Genomic DNA, 22,237 nt, shown 5'->3' with positions numbered 1-22,237 from the left:
ATCCCGCTATTTTAGGGCAGTAATACTCCCGCCTCAAAATTCGGCGAAAGCAATGTCCAGCTCTAGCGGCTAAAATCTCCAGCCGTTTCGCTCCCTCGGACGAGGCAAAAAGCGCCTCTCTGTCGGGAGCTCCAACGTCCTACGATTTTGAACGAGCCGCTTCTGCTTTTCTAAAGAAGGTAGATGGGAGATAAACTGCCCGTAAAAGCCCGATTGGTGAGGGCTGATAATCAGTGGGGGATGAAGAAAACCCCCACTTTCATATTTGAAGGTGACAATAGGGTATTTATATATAACGAACCGAAGAGAGGAAACTAAATATGAGGATGAGTACGATGAAAAAAATGATTGGTTTAATCTTCTTAGGTATAGCACTCGTTATTCTTGTTTTTTACTATCAAAATCATTCTAATTCAGATCGAAAAGAGAAGATATACGTTGAGGATTTTAAAGGGAAAAATGATTCTGATAAAATTCAATCAGCGATCAATAAAGCAAAGGATAATAAAATAAAGATTGTTTTGCTTGATGACAGGAAGTACAAGATTACCTCGCCTATCGTTGTGAAGCAAGGTGTTAAGCTATTATTCGGGTATGGAACGCAGTTCATTGTTGATGGTAACTTTAGGGTGATTGAACTTGAGAAGAATGCTTCCATTGAAGGGGCCTATATTGCCATTGATGATGCGAATTTTAACTCGGAAGTAATCTATTTAGATGGTAAACATAAATATTATAACACTTGGAACAAAACACATATAAAGGATATAAATATCATCAATTGGTCTGAAACAAACAAGGGAACAGGTATATCGTTATACGCCGGCGGAAGAGAACATGAAATTTCTTTTGTTAACTTCGAAAACGTTAAGGTAGTAGGGATGAAGAATGGAGTACAGTTAAAAGTAGGTAAACCGAATTCTGGATATGCTTGGATAAATGCGAATCGGTTTCTGAATTTTTCTTTAGAGGATTGTGTAAACATGATTTACATGGATAGTCATTCCACGATACCGAATGAGGCTAGTGGGAATCAATTTACCAATTTACAGATACAGCCTTCAAGTAAAACAAAAAGTGTTTTGAAGGTGAGCGGGCAACATAATGAGTTTCATGGGATGGTGTGGGATTTGGACCAGATCAAGCATGAGAATGCTATGATTGAGCTTACGGATAAGAGTATGGATACGACCATTGAGCTTTCTTCTGTGCCTACGAGCAGAATCTCTGATAGGGGACAAGCAAATAAAATGAAACAGTAACTATAAGGTTCTCTTAATCGGAAGTTGCTTTTTGAGGAGGAGCCCCTAGATTCATGTAGAGAAGGGGATAATTATTTCGTATAAATTGAAATTCACCTTCTAGGGGCATGATAATGTAAAATGAATCATTAGAGTATTTCGTGTTTTTTGATATAAGAGATGATAGTTTGTGGAATTTTTGAATAGCTAACATTTGAAGATATCAAAGGGGAGTATTTTAACATCTACTAAATGGAAGTAAATGAATCTTGATTTGTATGATTTTCATAGTTTTGATGTGCTAATTTGCCCTTGATCATTTATACTCAATTTCCATTTTGTTCCGTTCGGAGAAGTCAACGTCACAGTATGCCCTTTTTGAAATTCTAAATCTCCATATAATGTGCCACCAGTAGTTGGCAGCCATGAGGAGCCATGTTGTAAAGATGATTTTGCGAATATTCGATTTATACGAAATCTCTTGTGATCTTGTGTATATCCGCTTAGTGTTAGTTTAGCTTTATACAACGTAGTTGCTCTTACATCTGAAATTACGGTGTTTCCGACATTAAACTGGAGATTTTTAGCAACCTCCCATGGTCCGTTTAGGCTCCGCTGGTATTCAATTAAAATACGACTTGGACTTTCATTCCATCCAAAATAGATGCCAATACAATTCAGCATTTTAATAGGCTGCTTAAAAAAATCTAACTCGATTACAATTGGCTGAGTGCTAGGAACATCTAGGTAATTTACACTTTGTTCATCGAGCAGGTTAAAACAATTATTAATATGTCCTCCGTAAGGGGCTTTTCCAGAAAGTTGGCGCACTGTGTAGCGGAGATTGGCATTTACTAAAATATCATCTTGATTCCCAACTAGATGCGCTTTTCCTAATGCAAGAGGAGGGTATATAGGAAGAGATTCTTCATGTGGTGAGGTACAATGGTTGTATAGGCCGCGATCGAGAATAGATGTGGAGGCTTGATTTGAGAATAGGTAGTTATGATGAGAAGTGGAAGAGAATTCGATCACGAGAGGAGGAGCATCCATACGAAAGACGTCCCATATTACTCCATCAAACATATTATAGGCGCCTGAGCATCGGATTACTTTCTTTGTTTGTTTCCGGCATTGTACTTGGATTCCGGTAAAGGTGTTCCCGGAAATTTCGTAAGGTAATTCACCATTTCCTACAATCTCGATACCGTACTGACAACCATCTATGAAGATAGAGTGGAAGGAGTTTGCATTAATCCAGCAAGGATTGTTTATATCCTCGAGCTTTTCTGTTTTTAAATAGATGGCCGTATGAAAGTTTGTGATTTGAATTGAGTATGCCTTAACGAAACTTATGAAATCCCATGCTTTTGTGCAAGAGAAATGAATTGCAATACCTTGGTAAGTGGTTGTACGGTTTATTATATTAATATTTGATATACAAGTATGATTATGAATTTCTATTTGCTGGGCACCGGAAAGAAAAAGAACGGATGAGTTAAAGCTATTGTCCACGATTTCAATCGAGCCACCAGAGATTGAAGTATCTTTTTGAAGTTCAAACACTTGGAAATTCCCTTTGACAATTAATGTTACAGTGGGATCCATTTCAAGATGTACATTTGATTTCATAACAATAGGAGAGGATATAGTATATTGTTTCTTCCCGGTGATAACAACTTTGGAATAATTGTTAGCCGCGCAATAATCAATGGCTTCTTGAATAGCTTGGGAATTATTGAGTAAATCTGGACTGGCACCAAAACAATCAATATTAACAACACTTTGATTTTGGCAGTCTTCAGCAAAATTAAGAGGTTCTGTCAATTTATAACACTCCTTATATAGCGGGATATTATATAATATGCATGTTAAAAAAAATGCATAGGTATAAAAGAAAAAACAAACGATAACCTCGTTTGTTTTTTAATATTGATAGGTTTCAAGCGTAGAATGAATCATATTTGAGAGGGAAAAGGATGTTTCTACTTTTTCTCTTGCCGCTTTTCCTAAACTTGTTCTTAAGTTTTGATTGTCATGAAGTAACTGGATTTTTTGGGCGAATTCTTTTTCAGAGTGATGGGAAATGAGAATTCCGGTTTCTTCATCTATAATAGCTTCTTTAATACCACCAACATCTACAGAAATAATAGGGGTTCCAGAAGCCATTGCTTCAAGGACTACCATCGGAAACACTTCTCTTAAGGACGTTAGAAGCAACAAGTCCATATTGCAAATAAATTCATATGGATTAGATGTATTCCCTAAAAGCTTCACCTTATGATTTAACTTGAAATCACGAATCATGTTTTCAATAAAGTCTCGTTCAGGTCCATCTCCAGCAATATAAAACATTACGTTACGTACATCTTTTAACTCATTTGCAATTCTTAAAAAAAGTTCATGGTTTTTCTCTTTTGATAATCGGGCTAAAATTCCGATATTGAGGGTTTCTTTAGGGTGTATTTGTTGAAAAGAAAAATGCTTTACATCAACACCATTGTAAATCGTTCGAATAAGTTCTTTTCTTATACCAAATTGCAGTAATCGCTCTTTTTCAAAGTTACTAACTGCGATAATTTGATCAACATGTTGATTTAATACTTTTTTAAAGAGTGCGGGCAATTTTTTTTCAAGTATTGTAACATTGTGTTTTGTATAAACTAGCTTAATTTTTCTCCTCGTGATTTTTTTTATTGCGATGGAATACAGTAACATTCTGAGACTATTTGCATGGATCACATCAATGTCCAATTTCATTACTTGTTTACTTAATGTATAGAGGTTGGCAGGGTGATTTTTTAAGCTTAACGGAATAAAATGATGCTTATTATGAATTTGATGATACAACTCACCTGAGGCAGCTGCTGAATAAAACGTCATGTTTTCATCTTTGAGATGGTTTTCTAATTTGCAAAAATACATCTCAGCGCCACCTGTTATGAGTTTATCGGTTAATAGTAGAATATTGCTCATTTTTTATTTCCCCCCACTGGACATAGAAGTAGGTCGATCTCCTCTGTTTTTCTTATATGCATGATAGGCATATTGACTAAAATAAAAGTTAGCTTTTACAAAGTTTAATTTTTCTTGGTTTCGTAACAGTTTCCAATATCGGTAGGCAGCTTTTAATTTATTTCTTGAAGTAGAATTACTTACAATGCGATATTTAGATAAAACCTTTTGTAAGCCATAGGCTTGATATCCTAGCCGTAATAATACTAGCCATAGGGCAGTATCTTCAGGTTGGATAACGGGCATTTCAATTTGTTTCAATTGACGCCGATCTAACATTACCGTTAAACAGCCTATCGTTGTATTTCCTAGAAGATATTTGTAATCTACGATTTTTGGTGCATGAACTTGCACATTCATTGCATTTCCTCGTTCATCAATTAAAGAATACGAGGTAAAAGAAAAGGCTAGATTACCTTTTTGCATAAAAGTGACTTGTTCTTCTAGTTTGGTAGGTAACCAGAGGTCATCGCTGTCTAAAAAGGCGATATAATCTCCTTGAGCTTCTTTTAATGCTATATTTCTAGCCCTGGCAGCACCAGCATTTTGATTTAAAGTAATCAGTTTAATTCGCGGGTCTTTTTCTATATATTGTTTGATGACATGGACTGAGTCATCTTTCGACTGGTCATCAACGATAATCATTTCCCAGTTAGTATATGATTGAGCCTGAACGGATTCAATGGTTTCTTTTATAAAAGGAGAGCTGTTATAAGAGGGAGTGATAACAGAAACCAATGATTCGTTATTTTTTTGTGTGTATATCATAAAAACCAGCCTCTTTTCTTTCATATACAGAAATATATTTTAAAGCAATTGCTAAAAAGGAGAAAAGTGCTTCATTAATCATGAGAGAAAGGGATATCATCTGTAATAAAAAAGCGAAAAGTGTAAGAATAATATACGGTTTTTCACGATGCAATTTCGTTTTAAAGGTCTTGATTAGGAACAGGAATAAAAAAGAAAGGTAAAAAAGAAAGCCAATAATTCCTGCCTCTACTAAGATTTCTAGATATGTATTATGAACATATAGTCTTTCATTATGTTCAAATGCATAATAATCCGAAAAATTAAAGGCACCGATTCCCAAAAGGGGATAAGACATAAAATAGTGAATCGCCTGTTTCCATAATTCAAATCGACCACTTCCGTTATCAGAAGAAAAGTCATTGATACGGCTGGAAATAATCTGATTCAAATCGATTTGCATAAAAGAACATGCGGCGTAGATGGCGACTAGACATAACAGAGCAACAAGTATCATTTTTACCTTTTTTAGAAAATCCGCTAATAGTATATACAAAATGATAACGAGTATTAGAGCGACAATACCGCCCCTGGAAAAAGTAAGAAGGTTGGTAATAATACATAAGATGAATCCAAATGAGTTTTTAAATCCTTTTAAGTGTGTTAAGTAAAAACAAAAAAATAATGTATTATAAAAAATGAAGATGTTTGGGTCATCAAGTAGTCCAATTAATCTTGGATAATCCCTATCTAATAGTAATCCGTAAGAGGTAATCTCAACGCCTGTTGGGAATCCTCCGGTTATTTGTAGTCCAATTATGTACAGTAACAAACTCGTAATGTTAAATAGTATCCCGACATTTGCAATGGAAGATTCAATAGCAGGAATTGAAGCTTGCTCCATCATATATCTCATAATGAAGTAGCAAATAAGGACAAGGATTACTCCTAGAATGACGCGAATACTTGATTCAGGATACTGTGAAAAAGCACCGCTTAGGCAATAGGTAAAATAAAATAAAAGCAATAAAATTTCATAATGATAAAGAGGGCGAAAGTAAAAGTTTCGAAAGTAAATACAGAAAAAAATGGCTAGAAAAATCATGTAAATTTTTAATGAAAAACCGATGGACAAATTATATTTACTAAGTGTAATAAAAAATAACAAAAGAAAAACTTCTAAAGTAGAAGTATTTCTTTTAATTTGTAATCTTTCCATTCTCCCGTTGTCCCCCGTCTTTTAAATGATTGATATTCTGTTGTTTTTTCTTTCTTATAAGATCTTCAATCAAGTCCCGGATTGTTCGATCAAATAGTAAAACCATCGTAGACATTAAGATAATGGTAGAGAACATGGCTATAAAAGGAAACTTATATAATAAGTAGTGTAATAGGATAAAACTTATCGAAAAGTAGGTTCCATATGGAATAATGACTTTATTTAATACTGCTCTTCTGATTGGATTAGCTAATATATAACCAATCAATGATACGATTTCCATCGTTAAAACAGAAAAAGCTGCTCCCGCTATTGTATAAGTAAGACTCAGATAATAAAAAGACACTAAGCCAATAGAGATGGTTATAAACTGAACAATAGTACGGCGATTTTGCAGTCCTCTTGTTGTGAGACCATCAGCTATGGCGATGTTAAATCCTTGTAAGACAATAATAAAGGACAATATTTTTAACGGTTGAACCGCAGATCCCCATTTATCTCCAAATAAAATCGTGATCAAATAGGGAGATAAATAGAATAGAGATATTGTCATGCACATCCCAATCAAGGACATAAATTTCATTTGCAGGATATTTAGTTCTGTATGTTTCTTTACCTCCCCATGACTATAATGTTTAAATAGCAGTGGGAAAAATGCACCTGCAATAACCCCTGGAATTTGATAGAGGGCTGAGGGGATCCGGTAAGCTACTGCAAAGAGCCCAACAAGTCCTAAGGGAAGTGTTTTTTCTAATACTAATGGACCTAGTTGCGGAGTTAAGATAATAAATAACCCACTCATTAAGAAAGGACTAATATGGATCAGTAATTTTTTTTGAAAAGGGACTTTCCATTGAAATTCCATGTTTTTTCTGAGTAAATACAGACAGTAAATCCCACCGACTAAATAAGAAAAACCATATAAAAAAGCTGTTACATGTATATCCACCTTGAAGCTTATGCACAAGATGGTAAATATGACTAAGATAATGGATGAGAAGATTTTTATAGATGCGATAAATTGCATTCTTTCAGCTAATTGAAAGTAGGTTATTCCGATGCTTTGCAGCACGAGTCCGATGATTAAAGGAATCATTAAACTATACATCATATAAAGAATTTGTTGTTCCTGGTAAAAGATATGGATACCGAAAGAAAAAATAATAAATGTTAACAGTAAACATACTACTCGAACTTTTATATAAGAAAAAAATGTAGCATGGAGGTTTTCCTGTTTTGATCCTTCACGAAGGAACGTATTACTAACTCCTAAATCTGTAAAAAAATGCATGACCATGGAAAGAGCTAGTGCTACACTAAATATTCCATAGTTCTTTGAGTTAAAGTAATTTGCCAACAGTATGAGCGTACTTGCATTTAAAACATTCGCTAAAATTGTGCTGTAAAGTAAGTGGAATATGTTTTTAATAATTGAGTTTGTTTTCTTATTCACTTATTTCTCTCCCAATTTACAACTGTAAAGTTACTTAAGTACAGATGTAGGTTCTTTTCCACTAGATAAAATAGGGTCTTTTTGCTTAAGGTAATAATCATATGTATTCGCAAGACCCTTTTCCAATGAATATATAGGTTGCCAGTCTAATTTTTGAATGCTCTTTTTATTACAGAGCAAACTTTCTTTGAGATCACCGTCTTTTGCAGGTTGGTAAATGGGGGATACATTTTGTTTTCCAATCGATTGAATCATCGAGAATACTTCATTGATACTTGTACAAGTTGATGATGATATATTGAAAGTACCGCTCCCATTGTATTTCAATGCCTGAAGATTGGCACTTGCTACATCGTCTACATAGATAAAATCTCTTGTTTGTAAACCATCCCCGTAAATAACAGATTGCTCCTCTTGCATTACATGATTGATGAAGATTGAAATAACTCCGCCTTCACCGCTTACAGTTTGCCTTGGACCATAAACATTGCTATATCGAAGAATGACATAGTCTATATCATATAATTCTTTTGCGAGCTTTAAATACTCTTCAGCTGTTTGTTTAGAGACGCCATAAGGTGATAAGGGACGAGTAGGGTGTGAGACTGGAATAGGCATGATTTTAGAATTGCCATATACAGCTGCTGAAGAAGCAAATATGATCTTTTTAACACCATATTTCTGAGAGAGTTTTATAATATTTGTTGAACCTATTATATTGATTCTTGCATCATTTGTTATATTTGAAACAGAATTTTGTACGCTAATTTGTGCGGCTTGATGAATTACAAAGTCAGGCTTAAATGTTTCTATCGCTTTTTCTAATGCCCCTTCATCTTCTACGCTATCAAAGAAAGCGATCCCTTTTGAATGAACATTATTTATGGATCCGGTGGATAAGTTATCATACACAGCAACTTCATAATTATGATGAACTAATTTTTCTACAATATGGGATCCGATAAATCCGAAGCCCCCCGTTACTAGCACTTTCTCCATTTTTTCTTCGCCCCTTCAATATTTATCTAGCTCCATTTCCAGTAAATACAATGGCCAATGTTTGACATAAAATCTTGATTTCCATAGCGAATGATCGATGCTGGATATAATATAAGTCAAATGCTAATTTTTCTTCGGGAGTTAAATCATATCCACCATTTACTTGCGCCCATCCTGTTATTCCGGGTGTTACAATTAAACGATGTTTAAAATTAGGTAATAACTTATCAAACTCTTTATAGAAATATTCTCTTTCAGGTCTAGGACCAATGAGAGACATATCTCCTTTTAACACGTTAATAAATTGAGGGATTTCATCAATTCTTGTTTTTCTTATAAACGCACCTATTCTTGTAACCCTCGGGTCCTCTTTAGTTGCCCACTGAGGGCCGTTTTTTTCAGCATCTAAAAACATGGAGCGCAATTTTATTAATTTAAAGTCTTTGCCATCCTTTCCTAGACGCCATTGATAAAAGAAGGGAGAGCCGGTTGATTCAATTGGAATAAGGATGCAAAAAAGAACTAAAATGGGTGATAAAAGTAACAGCATGAATAACGAGACAACAAAATCTACAAGCCGTTTAACAAGAAGATAAGATGAAGTTGATAGAGGTTTTGCTTGGATTTCTACCTGTCTATCAATCTTTATTTTTGAGTCCAAAAGTTACCCCCCTTTATGAAATAATAACTGCACCGATTATTTCATGTTTGCTATGTTCAAGTTGTTTTCTTACACTCGCAATTTTTTCTAACTTATCACGACCTTCCTGTATCATTAAAACAACGCCATCACAATATTTTGCGAGGAATTGTGCGTCTGGTGTGTTTAGGAAATCGGATGTGTGAAATATAATGATATCAAAATCCTCTTTCCACTCCTCAATTAGGATTGGGAAGGTCTCTAATGTTAACAATGTCATTGGCTCATAAAGGTCTTCACCTGTAGATAAACAAGATAGATAATCCGTTATTTCTATTGTAGTATCTTTATTTTGCTCTCTTAAAAGTAAGTTGCTTAGGCCAAATGAATGATCGATATTAAACGCATGGTGTAAAGAGGGTTGACGCAGATTCGCGTCAACTACCAACACTCGTTTTCGTTGTTCTGAAAAAGCTAGGGCCAAATAAGCAGTAGCATTCGTTATATTTTGTGTTTGTGCAAGTGAAGTAATCATTAAGATTGACTTTTCCGTTTGAAGGCTCGGTTCAATCTGGTTACATATGCTATAAAATCGTTCTTTGATGGTAATGTCATATGGATTAAACAAATATTTCTTCTTAAATTTGATGACCATTCTGTTCACCTCGTTTCATAGAAGGTAAGGTTTTATAAGCTGTTTTTTGTTTGTTTTTTCTTTTTTTGGTATGTAAGTTCACTCTTCCTAATAATGGGAGACCAAGATGTTCAAGTTCTCGATTATTGTAAGTTGAATCGTCAAAGTGTTCTCGTAGCATTGCCAAGCCAATTCCAGCAAAAAAGCTGATTACAATTGAAATGGCTATAATGAATTTAGGTTTTGGAAAAAGTAGTTCAGCCTCTTCTGTCACCTCAGAATTATTAAGAATATTAAGTTGATTTGCATTTGTATAGTTTTTAAATTTAGATATGGATTGATTTACGACAGATTGTGCAATTTTTTTAGCTAATTGTGGATTAGAATCCTTCACTGAAATCGTAATAATCTGTGAATCATTTCTATTCGTAACGGAAACCTGTTTAAGTAAATCATAGCTTGAACGAGTCAGGTTTAACTCTTTTTTTACGCCTATCATGATATATGGACTTTTTATAATATCCATATATGAAAGGGCTAGCTGCTTGTTATCTTGCACTCTATTTACTGGATTTTCTTCTTTTTCTGCGCCTAAAGATCCAGCAAGAACTTGGGTGGAGTACTGATAGATTGGTTTCATAAGGTACATGGATGAAATAATAATGAACCCACTAGTGCAAATTGTTGTAAGTATAATGATTAAGAATCGCCTTTTTAAAACTTGTATAAACTCTTTTATTTTTACTTTTTCATTCATCTCGTTCACCACTTTTTCAATTTAATAGTAGAGTTTTGGCGTGACTTTCCAAATGGAAATGATCACCTTTGGTTTTGAAAAGGTCCTTATCACATTTATATTAGGGTGAAAAAATTATAAGCCTAGCATCCGAACAAAAATGGAACGGAATTCGTCTTCTCGAATTGTTGCTATGCAGGGCATAGCAACATCGTAATCAAGCTAAGAGTGACAAGAGGTATATGTAAGTGTGTTTTTTGAAATTTCTATGACTATACGAAAGGTGTGCATAACAAATAAGTCAATCAAATGGATACTTAAATAAAGAAGTTTGTCAATATGATCTTGCATCTTATAAATCCAAATAATAATTGTTTTTTCTGAATGTTTATAGTAAGATTTTTGTATAAATTGTATTTTTTTGAAATTAATAGAATTTTTTAGTGGGTTTTCACTCTTCACAATGTATTTATCAATCCATAAATGTAGTACATAAATGTTTGGTTTTTTATATGAAGTTTTATTATCTTATCTAGTTAAAAGGAGAATATAATGAATCATTCTATGGATATACAATATTTGTGTGATATTTTATATCAAACATTTCACGTATCTATTCAATTTGTATCGACAGATGAAAAAATCGTATATAAATCTACTTCTAATGATATTTGCAGTCCATTTTATTCTTCTAAGGAGGAACAATTTAGTGAACTTTTTCAAGAAAATGACCCCTATAATTTTCCGATTATGAGAGGAAACAGTTATCTAGAAAATTTCGTTTTCACTCACGTAGTAGATCATGAATATATAAAAGGAACCTTTGTGATTGGACCTTCTACATATCCCAAGGTATCAGAAGATATGGCCATTAGACTTATGAATGAATTTGGAACAAAGGCTAGCATACAAGACGGAATTGACTACTACCATTCCATACCTGTAATAAAAAAAATAACTTTAATTAATATAGGAATTTTATTGCATTACATGATTTTTAAAGAAAAGTTAGATGTCGGTGCTGTTTGGGTAGAAAATAAATTATTGGAGAAAACGTCCTATGAAATTGCGAATCCAGATTTATATATTTCAGCCCGTCGTCAAAATAGTCCTAATCATTACGATATAGCATTAGAACGGAAATTTTTCACATGTATTAAAGAAGGGAACAAAGAAAAATTAATAAAATATGCATATGCATTTCCGCAGGAAGATGCTGCAATTTCATCAAAAACAAATCCACTAAGAAATCAAAAAAATAATGGCATTATGGCCATTACTCTAGCTACTCGTTATGCGATAGAGGGGAATCTCCCATCAGACATTGCTTTTTCGCTTAGTTCTCTCTATATGGAGAAGATTGAACAACTAGATAATATGTATTCAGTCAATAGATTAATTGAGGATGCTTTATGTGCTTTTGCTGATCGTGTGAAAGAATATAGTATTCAAAAATATTCGCATACAATTACTGCATGTTTAAATCATATTAGCAAAAACATTTACCATGAAATATCTCTCAATAATCTCGCTACGCTGCTTGATATGAATCCTACTTATTTATCTAAATTGTTTAAACAAGAAGTGGGAATCCCTTTTAGTGAATATATTCAAAGGGAACGAGTAGAAGAAGCAAAAAAACTATTAGCATTAACTACATATCCATTATCAGATATTTGTGCTTGGCTTAACTTTTATGATCAAAGTTATTTTACAAGAGTTTTCAAAAAAATATGTAATATGACTCCTAGGCAATACCGTGAAAGACATACAGTGGTATAGGATACACCAACTTAATTTACGTCTTCATTTATAAGTAATAATACTTTCGCTTCGAATTTTTTCCATGTGTTAAAAAATATATAATCTATTTCTTTATGATTTTGCTAACTATATGAACATAATAGGGGAATGGAAGGTACCCTCTATTTTAATAAAAATCTTTTTAGTAGGAGTAGTATGATGAAAAGATATGAGGAGTTTGACTCTCTCAGAGGATTAGCAGCACTTCTTGTAATAATTGGGCATCATATGATGTTATTGCCTGCGTATGAAAATTATCGGTATAAGTTAAACAGCCCCTTCATCGTTTATTTATTTAAAGAAACTCCTTTACGTCTTGTCTTTAGTAGTGGCAACGAATCTGTCATTCTCTTTTTTGTATTGAGTGGTTTTGTTTTATATTTATCCATTCATAATGAGAAATTTCATTATGGTGTATACATAATAAAACGGATTTGTCGAATTTATATACCATATCTAGTGGCAATTAGCATTTCTATTATTGCTAAAATGCTTTTTAGTCGTAATGATATGCCATTTATTAGCGATTGGTTTAGTAAATCATGGACGACTGAAGATACACTAGTTTTATTCTTACAACATCTTGCTTTTATCGGTGAATATAACACGGACGCATATAATAATGTTATATGGTCTCTTGTCCATGAAATGAGAATTTCGATTGTATTTCCATTTCTGACTTTCTTTTTTATTCGAAAAAAGCTCAAATATTCCTTATTGTGGTTTATTGTTTTAAGTTTTTCTTCGACGATGGGAATATATTTCTTTGATTCTAGCGAAAGCATAACTAGTAGTTTTTTAAGTTTTCACTACATCACTCTTTTTTTTATGGGAGCTCTATTAGCTAAGTATCGTTCTTTTATTTTTCAGTATGCTTTAAATATGAAAAAAGCGGTAATAATTGCATTGTTGCTGATTGCAATTATTTGTTTTATGTACGAAGGAATGATTGGCGAGGTAGATTTTTTGAACAATTATATATTAAGAGACTACGTTGTCTCATTTGGGGTTTGTATAATAATGATTATGAGTGTCGCTTCATGGACATTTAGTGCGTTATTAAGAAGAAAAGTATTTATTTTTCTTGGAAAGATTTCTTATAGTCTGTATTTATATCATCTTGTTTCTTTATTCTCAGTTATGTATTTATTTTATGATACACTACCTACCGTATTAATAGTCTTTCTTTCTTTTTTTCTTTCTTTTTTACTGGCTTTATTGGGGTATTTATTTATTGAAAAACCTTGCATAAAACTTGGGCGGTATTTAACTAGGAGAGGATGAACAATCGAAAGCATTTGATTTCTTAAATGGTGTTGAAATTAAGTCACAAGAGGAATTAAATGTGATGAAAAAAGCATTAAGTGATTTTCCGAATGATTTTATGACTGCTAAGTTTGTGTATGAGGAACAAATGAAGGCGAAGAGTAAGCAAGAATAATAAAAAGGTTCCTTAACAAATAAATGTTAGGGAGCCTTTTTCGTTGTAAGAGAGGGTTTATTGTACACCACTTTCCAAAATCGAAAATGTCTTTTTCTCACAATCAATTTCTGCTAGTGCGCCATACGGTAAAATAAACTTAGGTTCCGTATGACCGAAATTTAAGTTATAGAGAATCGGTAATTTTTCTAAACCATATTCTTTCATAACTGCTGCAATTTCCTGTTTATATTCTTCATAATACTGCTCGTCTTTCGGTTTGCCGAAAATGATTCCGTTTATGTTTTGTAAAATGCCTTGCGCTGCATAATTACGTAACCAATATGTTACGTAATTTGGGTCTGGTTTGTCTTCAGATGTTTCAAAGAACAGGATGCTATTATCCCAATATTTTTTCTCAGGCCAAAGTTCTGTTCCTTTTGCAAACTCAAGTACTTCGATACAACCGCCGATTAAACGCCCTTGTGTAATACCGGATCCTTGCAGAAGTTCATAACTAGTATTTTTCTGCATTGTCCGTCGTTTACTTTTGTTTGATTCAATCCATTCTAAACGTTCACTCGTCCATTCTGTAGCCGGCTCGATTTCGCCAATCGGTTCATTTGAAAAGAGAGTTCGATTCACCATTTCAATTGTATATGGATCCATCTCAACGTTTTCAGCAAAATCGGTTAAAATAGCTGGGCCGTAAAAAGAAGAAATGCCCGCTTTATGACAAAATAAATGTGGAATAGTCACATCTGAATAGCCCATAAAAATCTTTGGGTTTTCACGGATAATGTCAAAATCAATATAAGGAAGCAGGCGAATGCTATCGGATCCGCCAATATTTGCAATGATGCCTTTTATACTTTCATCTTGAAATGCCGCCATTAAATCTTGTGCACGAGCCTGTGGATTTTCGTAAGTATATGCCGAACCTTTCAAACTATTTGGCATAGGTACAACCTCAAGGCCAAACACTTCTTCTAATCTTTTTACCCCTTGTTCATAACGCCACCTGAGTTCTGGATCACCTGCGCCTCCCCATGAAGGACTAATTGTTGCGACGCGATCCCCTGGTTGTAATCTTTTTGGTTTTTTTAACACCGTAACTCCCACCCTTACATCATTTGATTCACTATACGACTTGTATAGCATGTAATCCTTTTCTACATCATGAAAAAAATCCCTGCTATGATGCGAGGGTGGGGCTAAATTCTATTGTTTTTTACTTGGATGATGAAATGGAAAGTTACTTTATGTTTACATCTAGAACATGTTAAAATGTCCACGTATGCAAACTATAAAAAGAGAATAAGGGAGTCAGGAACTTGAAGAAGAAGGCATTGAAAGGTTTATTATGGGGGACAGGCTCGATAGTGGGTGCTTTCGCGGCATTTATTACGTATGTGGTAATTACGGATGTGAAGCATAAGGATGTTGAGCAGTTGAAGGTGGCAAATAATAACGAGCGCGTTCTTAAAGTTGGGGAAGAGTTTAAGGCGACAACGTTTAATATTGGCTACGGCGGTTTAGATAAAGATCAAGATTTCTTCTTAGACGGAGGGACGGGTTCACGCTCTAGTAGTAAAGAGCAAACAGAAGAGAATATCAGCAATATGCTGTCTTTCTTACAAAAGGAAGATTCTGATTTTATTTTAGTGCAAGAGATGGATGAGAAGTCGCTTCGTTCATTTGATGTGAATCAGTATAAGGCGTTTCAAGATGGACTGAAAGGCCTTGCGTCTACGTTTGGTTATAACTTTAATGCGCAGTGGGTGCCGGTGCCAATTAAGAAGCCGCACGGATATACGAACAGTGGACTTGGTTCGTTCTCGAAATATAAAGTAGAAGAAGTGACGAGATATCAGCTTCCTGGAAGAGAAATGTGGCTTCGTCAATTATTCGAATTAGATCGAGCGATTGTTGAGCATAAGGTTCCAGTTGATAACGGGAAATATTTACGAATGGTGAACGTTCATTTATCTGCATATGATAAGGGCGGAAACATTAGAAAGCAACAAGTTGAGTTTTTGAAAGAGTATATGAATAAGCATTACAAAAATGGCGATTATATTGTACTTGGCGGAGACTGGAATCAGCTATTATCTGATGTGCAGTTAAAAGATCCGAAGTTTAAAGAAGAATGGCCAGAGTGGTTAGTACAGCTTCCAGAAGATTTCACTGATGGTGGGTTCCAGTGGGCTGTTGATGATACTGTTTGGACAGTTCGTGATAATGTGAAGAGCTATGTCGAAGATGAGAACTTTGTTACGATTATCGATGGATTTTTAGTGTCTCCAAATGTGGAGATTGCGAGCGTACAAGGGCATGATTTGAAGTTTGAAAACAGTGATCATAACCCGGTTAGCGCAGTGTTGAAGTTAAAGTAGTAGGGGGAGATAGCGGAATAATGGTTCAAGAGTGAATGTGTACAAGAAGAGTGTAACCATATGCTGTCTGAAGTCTTATCCAATGTAAGTAATCTCAGCTCGTTCATTCATTCCATTAATGGATGCATGACAGAAGTTGCAACGTATCAAGGAAACTTTCAAGTAAAGACGACAAATGTTGTCCAAGATGTGAAATAAGCTGTCTTCTTCAATGTAACTTTTGATTTTGAGGGATACATTATTTTAAAAATAAATCACTGAAAAAGTTTGATTATAAAAGAGTTTTTACAACAAAAAGGTTCGTCACTATCCTTCGGCATACGGAAAAGAACGAGTGACGAATCCTTTTGTTTTATAATTCTATTTTCTGGTCGCCACGTTTTTCTAGATTTTTAGCAGTTTTACTTTGGTCAACATCCTTTTGGTTTTTAAAGGTACCCATGAGAAAATCATAGGCTGGGTTCGTAACACCATACCAGTAATTTTCATTTTTGAAATGATGCCATAAATGAACCTTTTTCATCCAACGCCCCCATGGAGATATTGGCTGAAGGGGGCGATGAGCGATATAATGCTTCCACTCATAAAATAATAAAAAGAGCATGATACCTGCAATAAATGCGTTTGTAATTACAAAGCTAGATGAAAGAAAATAAAAAATGGCTGCTACAATTGCAATGTTTGGCACACTATACCATAAGGGTAAAAATAATAAATGTAATTCATTCGGATTTGTATGGTGGTCATAATGTAATCGTTTAAGCATTTTTAACAAAAATACATTCTTTGGTGGTTTCAGATGAAAAAGAAACCTGTGTGTAACATACTCAGCTAAGGAATACATAATCATTCCCAGAATAAAAGTGCCCCAAATTCCGATAGAGGTTAGATGTGGAATCATAAATCCAAAGCTAATGAGGAATAGGCAGCTCATGATTAATATATCAGGGTAGAAAAAATATTCTTTTAAATATTTCACTCTCATTTATAACGCCTCCAGCTTTCTTTATTTTTTTCTATCTTTCCAGAGAGCCAAGCTTTTCGCCAGTGTTGTCTTAGACAATTTTTCCGCTTCCATTGCATCGCCCTTTAATGCAGCTTTTAATAAGTCGTGGTAATAGTTCAGGGACAACGCACGATGATCTTTTACAGAAAAATATCTTTTTGCCATATCTACATAAATGGAATCGAAGCTATTTAAAATGAGTAGAAAGATCGGATTGATAGCAAGGCCAGCACACCTTTTTTGCAAATCCCAATCAAATGCTGCATAGCTTTCTGCACTATCTTCAAGCTGCTCTAGATTGGCAAGGAGAGCAACCACTTTAGGTTGATTAAACGTAACAGCATCACGAATATAAGTCGGAGTCAACGAACTTCTTAATTCTAATAAGTACATGATAAATTCATCTGTAATGGTATGATGATTCTCAACAATATTAACAAGTGTCGTTAGATTCCCATTGCTCCAATAATCATTAATAATCGCAGGCATTCCTTTTCTCCCTGTTATCCATCCACCCCTTCCTAAACGTTGAAGTACCTCCCGAATAGTTGGACGACCAACACCAAATTCTTTTGCAAGCTCTCTTTCCGGCGGTAAAGTACTTCCTATAGAATAAACACCAGCCAATATGGATTTAATTAATTCATTCTCAATTTTATCTGAGGAGCGTTCCTTTTCTTTCAAATCATCGTCCCCTTTATTTTATGATAATACAAGTTAAAGGCAGTGGTAATACCAAAATTATATATCCGGTTTGAATTTTCTGTCAATAAAGAGGGGTGAATTTTTATAAATAGAATTAATGAAGAAGGAGGAGAAAACTCACTCGTTTTTTTGATAAAAATTTGCTTGGTTAAAGTTTCACTTTATAAACATTTGTTATACTATTATTATATTAATAGGATAAAAAAATATGTTTTTAGATGTATACATAATAGTTGAATACTCATAAAAGAAAAGGAGACAAAATAATGAGTACGAAAAAAACAGTCGCAATCTCTACACTAGCTTTAGCAATGATAGCAGGAGCTGACACGAGTTATGCGGAAGTGAATGATGCCGCTCCAACACACGATTCTATTGGGCAACATGCGGAAGAGAGATTATCTGAACTGAAGCAAGCGAAACAACATGCGGAAGAGAGAGCAGCAGAATTAAAACGGGCGAAGCAAGATGCAGAAGCGAGATTATCTGAAGCGAAGCAACACGCAGAAGAGAGAGCAGCAGAATTAAAACAGGCGAAGCAAGATGCAGAAGCGAGATTATCTGAAGCGAAGCAGCACGCAGAAGAGAGAGCGGCAGAATTAAAACAGAAGAAACAAAATGTAGAAGAGAAAGTAACAGAAGTAAAGCAACATAAAGAAGAGGTAGAATCAGAATTAAAGCAGAAGAAACAAGATGTAGAAGCAAAAGTAACGGAAGTGAAACAACATAGAGAAGAGAAGCTATCAGAATTACAACAAATAAAACAAAATGCGGAAGCGAAATTAACGGAATTAAAACAGAAGAAACAAAATGTAGAAGAGAAAATAGCAGAATTAAAGCAGATTAGGAAAGATGCTGAAGAGAAAGTAGCGGAAGCAAAGCAACATGTAGCAGAAGGGGTATCGGGTTTAAAACAGGTGCAACAAACGCTAGAAAATAAAGTAACGGAATTAATCCGTGCGAAGCAAAAAATAGAAGAATCAGTATTAGAGTTAAAACAAATGAAGCAAACGCTAGAAAATAAATTAGCGGAATTAAAACAGTCGAATCAAACTGTACCAGAAGAGAAGTTAGCAGAATTAAGTGAAACGACACGAAATATAGAAGAGAAAATAGCGGCATTAACACGTACAAAACAAGATGTAGAAGCAGAGATAGCTGAATTAAAACAATCAAAGCAAACTGTAGAAAATAAAGTAACAGAATTAGAAACGAAGAAACAAACGAATGCGCCTCTTAAAGTGGAAAATGATAAGAGGGAGCTTCCTAACGCCGGGGGAACAGAATCTAATACAACTGCTCTAGGAATGTTATCGATTTTAGGTGGCATTGTATTAGCAATGCGAAATAGAATGAAAAAAATGTTTTAATAAAATGTATCGCTATAAATAATAAAATGAGTGAATCAAAACTGTTTTTTTGCAATAATTTATAAAAAATGATAAACGCCGATTTCCATCGTTAATAGGAGAACGGCTTTTTTGCGTGGTACTTGTGGTTAAAATACCACTAAACGAGTTTATACATAAGGATATCATCTACATATTCGTTATCATCCATTTTAAATTCTTTTATTTTACGACCTTCTTCAATGAAGCCCATCTGTTTGTATAAAGAGATTGCATGATGATTTGTTGAGAAAACTGCTAAACTTACTTTTTCAATGAGAGGATTTTTCTCTGCCCAGTCTAGTAACGCTTGTAGTAGCATTTTCCCAATTCCTAGCCCTCGGTGACTTTTACTGATCATGATTCCAAAGGAACCTGTATGAGACAATCGCTGTTTATTCTCGCTCATAAATACGATCCAACCAACAACTTTACCATCTTTTTCAGCTACAAGTAATGTTTCTCTTTCATTCTCCAATACGCCCTGTACCCATTCTCTTTGCTCGGATGATGTTTTTTTAAACTCTTCAGGTAACGAAATGAGAAAGTGGCCTTCAGAAACAACCGATTTCTGTATGTCTAAAGTTGCCTCGGAATCTTCTATTGTTCCTGTACGAATCATGTAGCTAGCAGTGTCTTTTGAAATTGGCAATGATATTCCCCCTTATAAAATATTTTATTAATATTCTATGTCTTGTTTATAATTCCTACTACAATTAGAATGCCTGTTCATTTCAATAGAGCACTTCATAACCTCAACGTCTCATTAGGCTTGTATTTGCTTGGAAAAGGGAAGGGTATGCACCCTTGTAAATAGCTGAGATTTTTTATCCCGCATTAACGGGCAGTAAGACCCTCACCTTAAAATTCAGCGAAAGCAAAGAAGTTAGGTGGGGGCTGATTAAAGTTTTATTAAGACGTATGCACTTTTGAAAGATTATAAATAGAGTAACATTCAACATACAAAGTATAAAAAATACCGAAAATCCTGTATTTTTATATACAGGATTTTCTATGGAGTTAATATAGAATTACTTGCCTGTGACATCAGTTGTAGCAACTAGTTGTTCATTAACAATTCTTACCAGATCACCTTTACTTACGCTCTCTCTTAAATAATTGCTATATTGATCATTACTCCAAGAATAATTGTCATACGCTGTAGCTCTTCCAAAATGGTTATTTTGAAGATCCATTTCTTTATCAACTCCCAAAGAATTTTGTTCGTGTGCATCTGTCCAAATTTTTGTTCTTGTATCTCCATGATCGCGGCCTTTAGTACCACCTAAACGTTTAACAAGAATTGCATTCCAATAAGCATGTCTATACGCATCTCCATTTCCTTGCCACAGCTGAGTATCTCCATAATAACTTTTTGACGCAGTTATTGCCTCAACTGAACACGTACCATAAGTTATGAATTCGAAAGGGTGACTTTTAGCTAACTGAACTTCTGCATCTGTTAAATTAGGTAGGCCAGGTATGCTATATCCTCTTAAAACTGCTGATTTTTTTAAACTGCTTTTAATTTTTTCAGCAGCAATTTTGTTGATCTCTTCCTCAGTGTACTTTCCGCTTTGTATAACAGCATTTAATTCTTTATAAATGAGAGTCATTGTGTATGGGTTAGCTATTCTAACTTCAGCTTCACTTAGATATTCTTTACTATTTTCTTTTGTATCAATAGCATCTAATGTTTTCGCCTCTTCTGGCATATTAGATAATGAGAATGATTCAATGTTTGTTATGTCATTTTCCGCAGCATAAGAACTGCTTGGTAAGATCTCACCAAATAATATAGCGGAAGTTAATGTAAGAGCTCCTAGTTTTTTTAAACTTCGTTGACTTGTTTTCAAAATATCTTCCCCTTTTTATGGTTATTTGGATATTCAAAAAAACAAACATCCATACACTCATTTGTAACATGATTAACAATGTTTTGTAAGAAAATAATAATTTCTACAAAATATTCACAACATTCAAAAAATAATCTTAAACATTAGAGGTTACAATACATTCTCATTAAGCTAAGACATTCATTGTTCCACAAAACGAAAAAATGAGCTAAATTCCAATGGACAACTTATAGAAAGATAAAGTTTTGTTTTACTAGATATTAGTATAGACGGGGAGAGAATCTATTAAAAATTGCTTCGGAATCTTCTATTTTTCCAGTACGAATCATGTAACTAACGGTATCTTTTGAAATTGGCAATTATATACGCTTTTGTAAAATATTTTGTTAATATTCTGCCTTCCTTATAATCTCCTACTAAAACGAAAATACGTCGCTCTTTTTAGAAGGAGGTTTTAAAGTATTGTCGTATCTATTAAGTTGTCATCAGGTTTTAGAAACCTTGGCGATGGAAAGGCACAGGTATTTACTTAATATAAGGGAGTGGGAAGGTCTATGATTCATAGAGTTGGCCAAATTATGTTGTATGTAAATAACCAAGATGAGGCAGTGGAGTTTTGGACAGAAAAAGTAGGGTTTCGTGTCGTTGCTGAAGAAGATAACGGGCAAGGAATGAGATGGATTGAAATTGCTCCAGCAAAGGGCGCAGAAACAAGCATTATTTTGCACAATAAGGAATTCATTGCTAAAATGTCACCTGGATTAAATCTTGGGACACCTTCTTTAATGTTCTTCACGGAAAATCTCGATGAATTACGTAACGACCTACTAAATAAAAATATTACAGTCGGAAAAATTGTGAATATGCCTTTTGGCAGAGTATTTAACTTTTCGGATCATGAAGAGAATTATTTTGCTGTGATGGAGAAGAAATAAATTGTCAAAAACCCCTGTTTGTTGAACCAAAAACAGGGGTTCTT

Annotated in this window: 21 protein-coding genes; 7 read left to right on the top strand and 14 right to left on the bottom strand. The window is 34.3% G+C overall.

Annotation, left to right across the window (positions count from 1 at the left end):
* Positions 1-326 precede the first annotated feature (326 nt).
* Complete coding sequence (locus HRG09_RS15155) at positions 327-1,262, top strand: hypothetical protein (protein WP_375335761.1); 936 nt, start codon at positions 327-329, stop codon at positions 1,260-1,262.
* Between the two features lie 264 nt (positions 1,263-1,526).
* Here HRG09_RS15155 and HRG09_RS15150 read toward each other — a convergent pair whose 3' ends face one another.
* The 9 genes from HRG09_RS15150 to HRG09_RS15110 form a co-directional block, all read right to left on the bottom strand.
* The gene (locus HRG09_RS15150; protein WP_174101587.1) at positions 1,527-3,068 is read right to left on the bottom strand and encodes a glycoside hydrolase family protein; all 1,542 of its coding nucleotides are present in this window, start codon (positions 3,066-3,068) and stop codon (positions 1,527-1,529) included.
* A 99-nt stretch (positions 3,069-3,167) separates the two neighbouring features.
* Positions 3,168-4,217, bottom strand: a complete 1,050-nt coding sequence (locus HRG09_RS15145; protein ID WP_174101585.1) for a glycosyltransferase family 4 protein — start codon at positions 4,215-4,217, stop codon at positions 3,168-3,170.
* Between the two features lie 3 nt (positions 4,218-4,220).
* A complete protein-coding gene (locus HRG09_RS15140; protein ID WP_174101583.1) occupies positions 4,221-5,024 on the bottom strand; it encodes a glycosyltransferase family 2 protein in 804 nt (267 codons plus the stop codon).
* Complete coding sequence (locus HRG09_RS15135; RefSeq protein ID WP_174101581.1) at positions 5,002-6,222, bottom strand: O-antigen ligase family protein; 1,221 nt, start codon at positions 6,220-6,222, stop codon at positions 5,002-5,004. The genes HRG09_RS15140 and HRG09_RS15135 overlap by 23 nt, the downstream gene beginning before the upstream one ends.
* On the bottom strand, positions 6,203-7,675 hold the full coding sequence (locus HRG09_RS15130) for an oligosaccharide flippase family protein (protein ID WP_174101579.1): 1,473 nt from the start codon (positions 7,673-7,675) through the stop codon (positions 6,203-6,205). The genes HRG09_RS15135 and HRG09_RS15130 overlap by 20 nt, the downstream gene beginning before the upstream one ends.
* A gap of 30 nt (positions 7,676-7,705) precedes the next feature.
* On the bottom strand, positions 7,706-8,674 hold the full coding sequence (locus HRG09_RS15125) for an NAD-dependent epimerase/dehydratase family protein (RefSeq protein WP_174101577.1): 969 nt from the start codon (positions 8,672-8,674) through the stop codon (positions 7,706-7,708).
* Positions 8,675-8,696: 22 nt separating this feature from the next.
* Entirely contained in the window at positions 8,697-9,335 is a 639-nt protein-coding gene (locus HRG09_RS15120) for a sugar transferase (RefSeq protein WP_174101576.1), read from the bottom strand.
* A gap of 13 nt (positions 9,336-9,348) precedes the next feature.
* Positions 9,349-9,969, bottom strand: a complete 621-nt coding sequence (locus HRG09_RS15115; protein WP_174101574.1) for a CpsD/CapB family tyrosine-protein kinase — start codon at positions 9,967-9,969, stop codon at positions 9,349-9,351.
* The gene (locus tag HRG09_RS15110; RefSeq protein ID WP_174101572.1) at positions 9,953-10,705 is read right to left on the bottom strand and encodes a YveK family protein; all 753 of its coding nucleotides are present in this window, start codon (positions 10,703-10,705) and stop codon (positions 9,953-9,955) included. Before HRG09_RS15110 ends, HRG09_RS15115 begins: the two co-directional genes overlap by 17 nt.
* A gap of 531 nt (positions 10,706-11,236) precedes the next feature.
* Between HRG09_RS15110 and HRG09_RS15105 the strand changes: the two genes are divergently transcribed.
* Positions 11,237-12,466 carry a helix-turn-helix domain-containing protein gene (locus tag HRG09_RS15105; RefSeq protein ID WP_174101570.1) on the top strand — a complete coding sequence of 410 codons (1,230 nt, stop codon included), beginning with the start codon at positions 11,237-11,239 and terminating at the stop codon, positions 12,464-12,466.
* A gap of 177 nt (positions 12,467-12,643) precedes the next feature.
* A complete protein-coding gene (locus HRG09_RS15100) occupies positions 12,644-13,771 on the top strand; it encodes an acyltransferase family protein (RefSeq protein ID WP_309232175.1) in 1,128 nt (375 codons plus the stop codon).
* 214 nt (positions 13,772-13,985) lie between these two features.
* Here HRG09_RS15100 and HRG09_RS15095 read toward each other — a convergent pair whose 3' ends face one another.
* Positions 13,986-15,017 carry a S66 family peptidase gene (locus tag HRG09_RS15095; RefSeq protein WP_174101568.1) on the bottom strand — a complete coding sequence of 344 codons (1,032 nt, stop codon included), beginning with the start codon at positions 15,015-15,017 and terminating at the stop codon, positions 13,986-13,988.
* A 224-nt stretch (positions 15,018-15,241) separates the two neighbouring features.
* On the opposite strand from HRG09_RS15095, the gene HRG09_RS15090 reads away from it, so the two are divergent.
* Together HRG09_RS15090 and HRG09_RS15085 are read left to right on the top strand one after the other, a co-directional pair.
* Positions 15,242-16,303, top strand: coding sequence for an endonuclease/exonuclease/phosphatase family protein (locus tag HRG09_RS15090; RefSeq protein WP_174101567.1), 1,062 nt, complete (start codon positions 15,242-15,244; stop codon positions 16,301-16,303).
* Between the two features lie 60 nt (positions 16,304-16,363).
* Entirely contained in the window at positions 16,364-16,501 is a 138-nt protein-coding gene (locus tag HRG09_RS15085) for a hypothetical protein (protein WP_174101566.1), read from the top strand.
* Positions 16,502-16,655: 154 nt separating this feature from the next.
* On the opposite strand, the gene HRG09_RS15080 is transcribed toward HRG09_RS15085, so the two are convergent.
* Positions 16,656-17,288 (bottom strand): sterol desaturase family protein, encoded by a 633-nt coding sequence (locus tag HRG09_RS15080; protein WP_174101565.1) that lies wholly within the window; start codon positions 17,286-17,288, stop codon positions 16,656-16,658.
* A gap of 21 nt (positions 17,289-17,309) precedes the next feature.
* Positions 17,310-17,993, bottom strand: a complete 684-nt coding sequence (locus HRG09_RS15075) for a GntR family transcriptional regulator (RefSeq protein ID WP_174101564.1) — start codon at positions 17,991-17,993, stop codon at positions 17,310-17,312.
* A gap of 287 nt (positions 17,994-18,280) precedes the next feature.
* Between HRG09_RS15075 and HRG09_RS15070 the strand changes: the two genes are divergently transcribed.
* Positions 18,281-19,384: a coiled-coil domain-containing protein gene (locus HRG09_RS15070; RefSeq protein WP_217448046.1), complete on the top strand. Its 1,104-nt coding sequence runs from the start codon at positions 18,281-18,283 to the stop codon at positions 19,382-19,384.
* A gap of 139 nt (positions 19,385-19,523) precedes the next feature.
* On the opposite strand, the gene HRG09_RS15065 is transcribed toward HRG09_RS15070, so the two are convergent.
* Positions 19,524-20,054, bottom strand: coding sequence for a GNAT family N-acetyltransferase (locus HRG09_RS15065; protein WP_174101563.1), 531 nt, complete (start codon positions 20,052-20,054; stop codon positions 19,524-19,526).
* Positions 20,055-20,433: 379 nt separating this feature from the next.
* A complete protein-coding gene (locus HRG09_RS28975; RefSeq protein WP_254610092.1) occupies positions 20,434-21,258 on the bottom strand; it encodes a DUF6973 domain-containing protein in 825 nt (274 codons plus the stop codon).
* Between the two features lie 554 nt (positions 21,259-21,812).
* Here HRG09_RS28975 and HRG09_RS15055 point away from each other — a divergent pair.
* Positions 21,813-22,193, top strand: a complete 381-nt coding sequence (locus HRG09_RS15055; protein ID WP_174101562.1) for a VOC family protein — start codon at positions 21,813-21,815, stop codon at positions 22,191-22,193.
* The last annotated feature ends 44 nt before the right edge of the window (positions 22,194-22,237 follow it).

The sequence above is a fragment of the Bacillus sp. Xin1 genome, assembly GCF_013314535.1.
In the GTDB taxonomy this organism is placed as follows: domain Bacteria; phylum Bacillota; class Bacilli; order Bacillales; family Bacillaceae_G; genus Bacillus_A.
The sequence above is the reverse complement of the archived record's forward strand: the minus strand, read 5'-3'. Positions and strand labels throughout refer to the sequence as shown.

Excerpts from the sequence above, each read along its gene's own strand:
- HRG09_RS15155 (WP_375335761.1), top strand. The coding sequence starts at position 327 with ATGAGTACGATGAAAAAAATGATTGGTTTAATCTTCTTAGGTATAGCA.
- HRG09_RS15145 (WP_174101585.1), bottom strand. The coding sequence starts at position 4,217 with ATGAGCAATATTCTACTATTAACCGATAAACTCATAACAGGTGGCGCT.
- HRG09_RS15140 (WP_174101583.1), bottom strand. The coding sequence starts at position 5,024 with ATGATATACACACAAAAAAATAACGAATCATTGGTTTCTGTTATCACT.
- HRG09_RS15135 (WP_174101581.1), bottom strand. The coding sequence starts at position 6,222 with ATGGAAAGATTACAAATTAAAAGAAATACTTCTACTTTAGAAGTTTTT.
- HRG09_RS15125 (WP_174101577.1), bottom strand. The coding sequence starts at position 8,674 with ATGGAGAAAGTGCTAGTAACGGGGGGCTTCGGATTTATCGGATCCCAT.
- HRG09_RS15115 (WP_174101574.1), bottom strand. The coding sequence starts at position 9,969 with ATGGTCATCAAATTTAAGAAGAAATATTTGTTTAATCCATATGACATT.
- HRG09_RS15110 (WP_174101572.1), bottom strand. The coding sequence starts at position 10,705 with ATGAATGAAAAAGTAAAAATAAAAGAGTTTATACAAGTTTTAAAAAGG.
- HRG09_RS15105 (WP_174101570.1), top strand. The coding sequence starts at position 11,237 with ATGAATCATTCTATGGATATACAATATTTGTGTGATATTTTATATCAA.
- HRG09_RS15100 (WP_309232175.1), top strand. The coding sequence starts at position 12,644 with ATGATGAAAAGATATGAGGAGTTTGACTCTCTCAGAGGATTAGCAGCA.
- HRG09_RS15085 (WP_174101566.1), top strand. The coding sequence starts at position 16,364 with ATGCTGTCTGAAGTCTTATCCAATGTAAGTAATCTCAGCTCGTTCATT.
- HRG09_RS15080 (WP_174101565.1), bottom strand. The coding sequence starts at position 17,288 with ATGAGAGTGAAATATTTAAAAGAATATTTTTTCTACCCTGATATATTA.
- HRG09_RS15070 (WP_217448046.1), top strand. The coding sequence starts at position 18,281 with ATGAGTACGAAAAAAACAGTCGCAATCTCTACACTAGCTTTAGCAATG.
- HRG09_RS15055 (WP_174101562.1), top strand. The coding sequence starts at position 21,813 with ATGATTCATAGAGTTGGCCAAATTATGTTGTATGTAAATAACCAAGAT.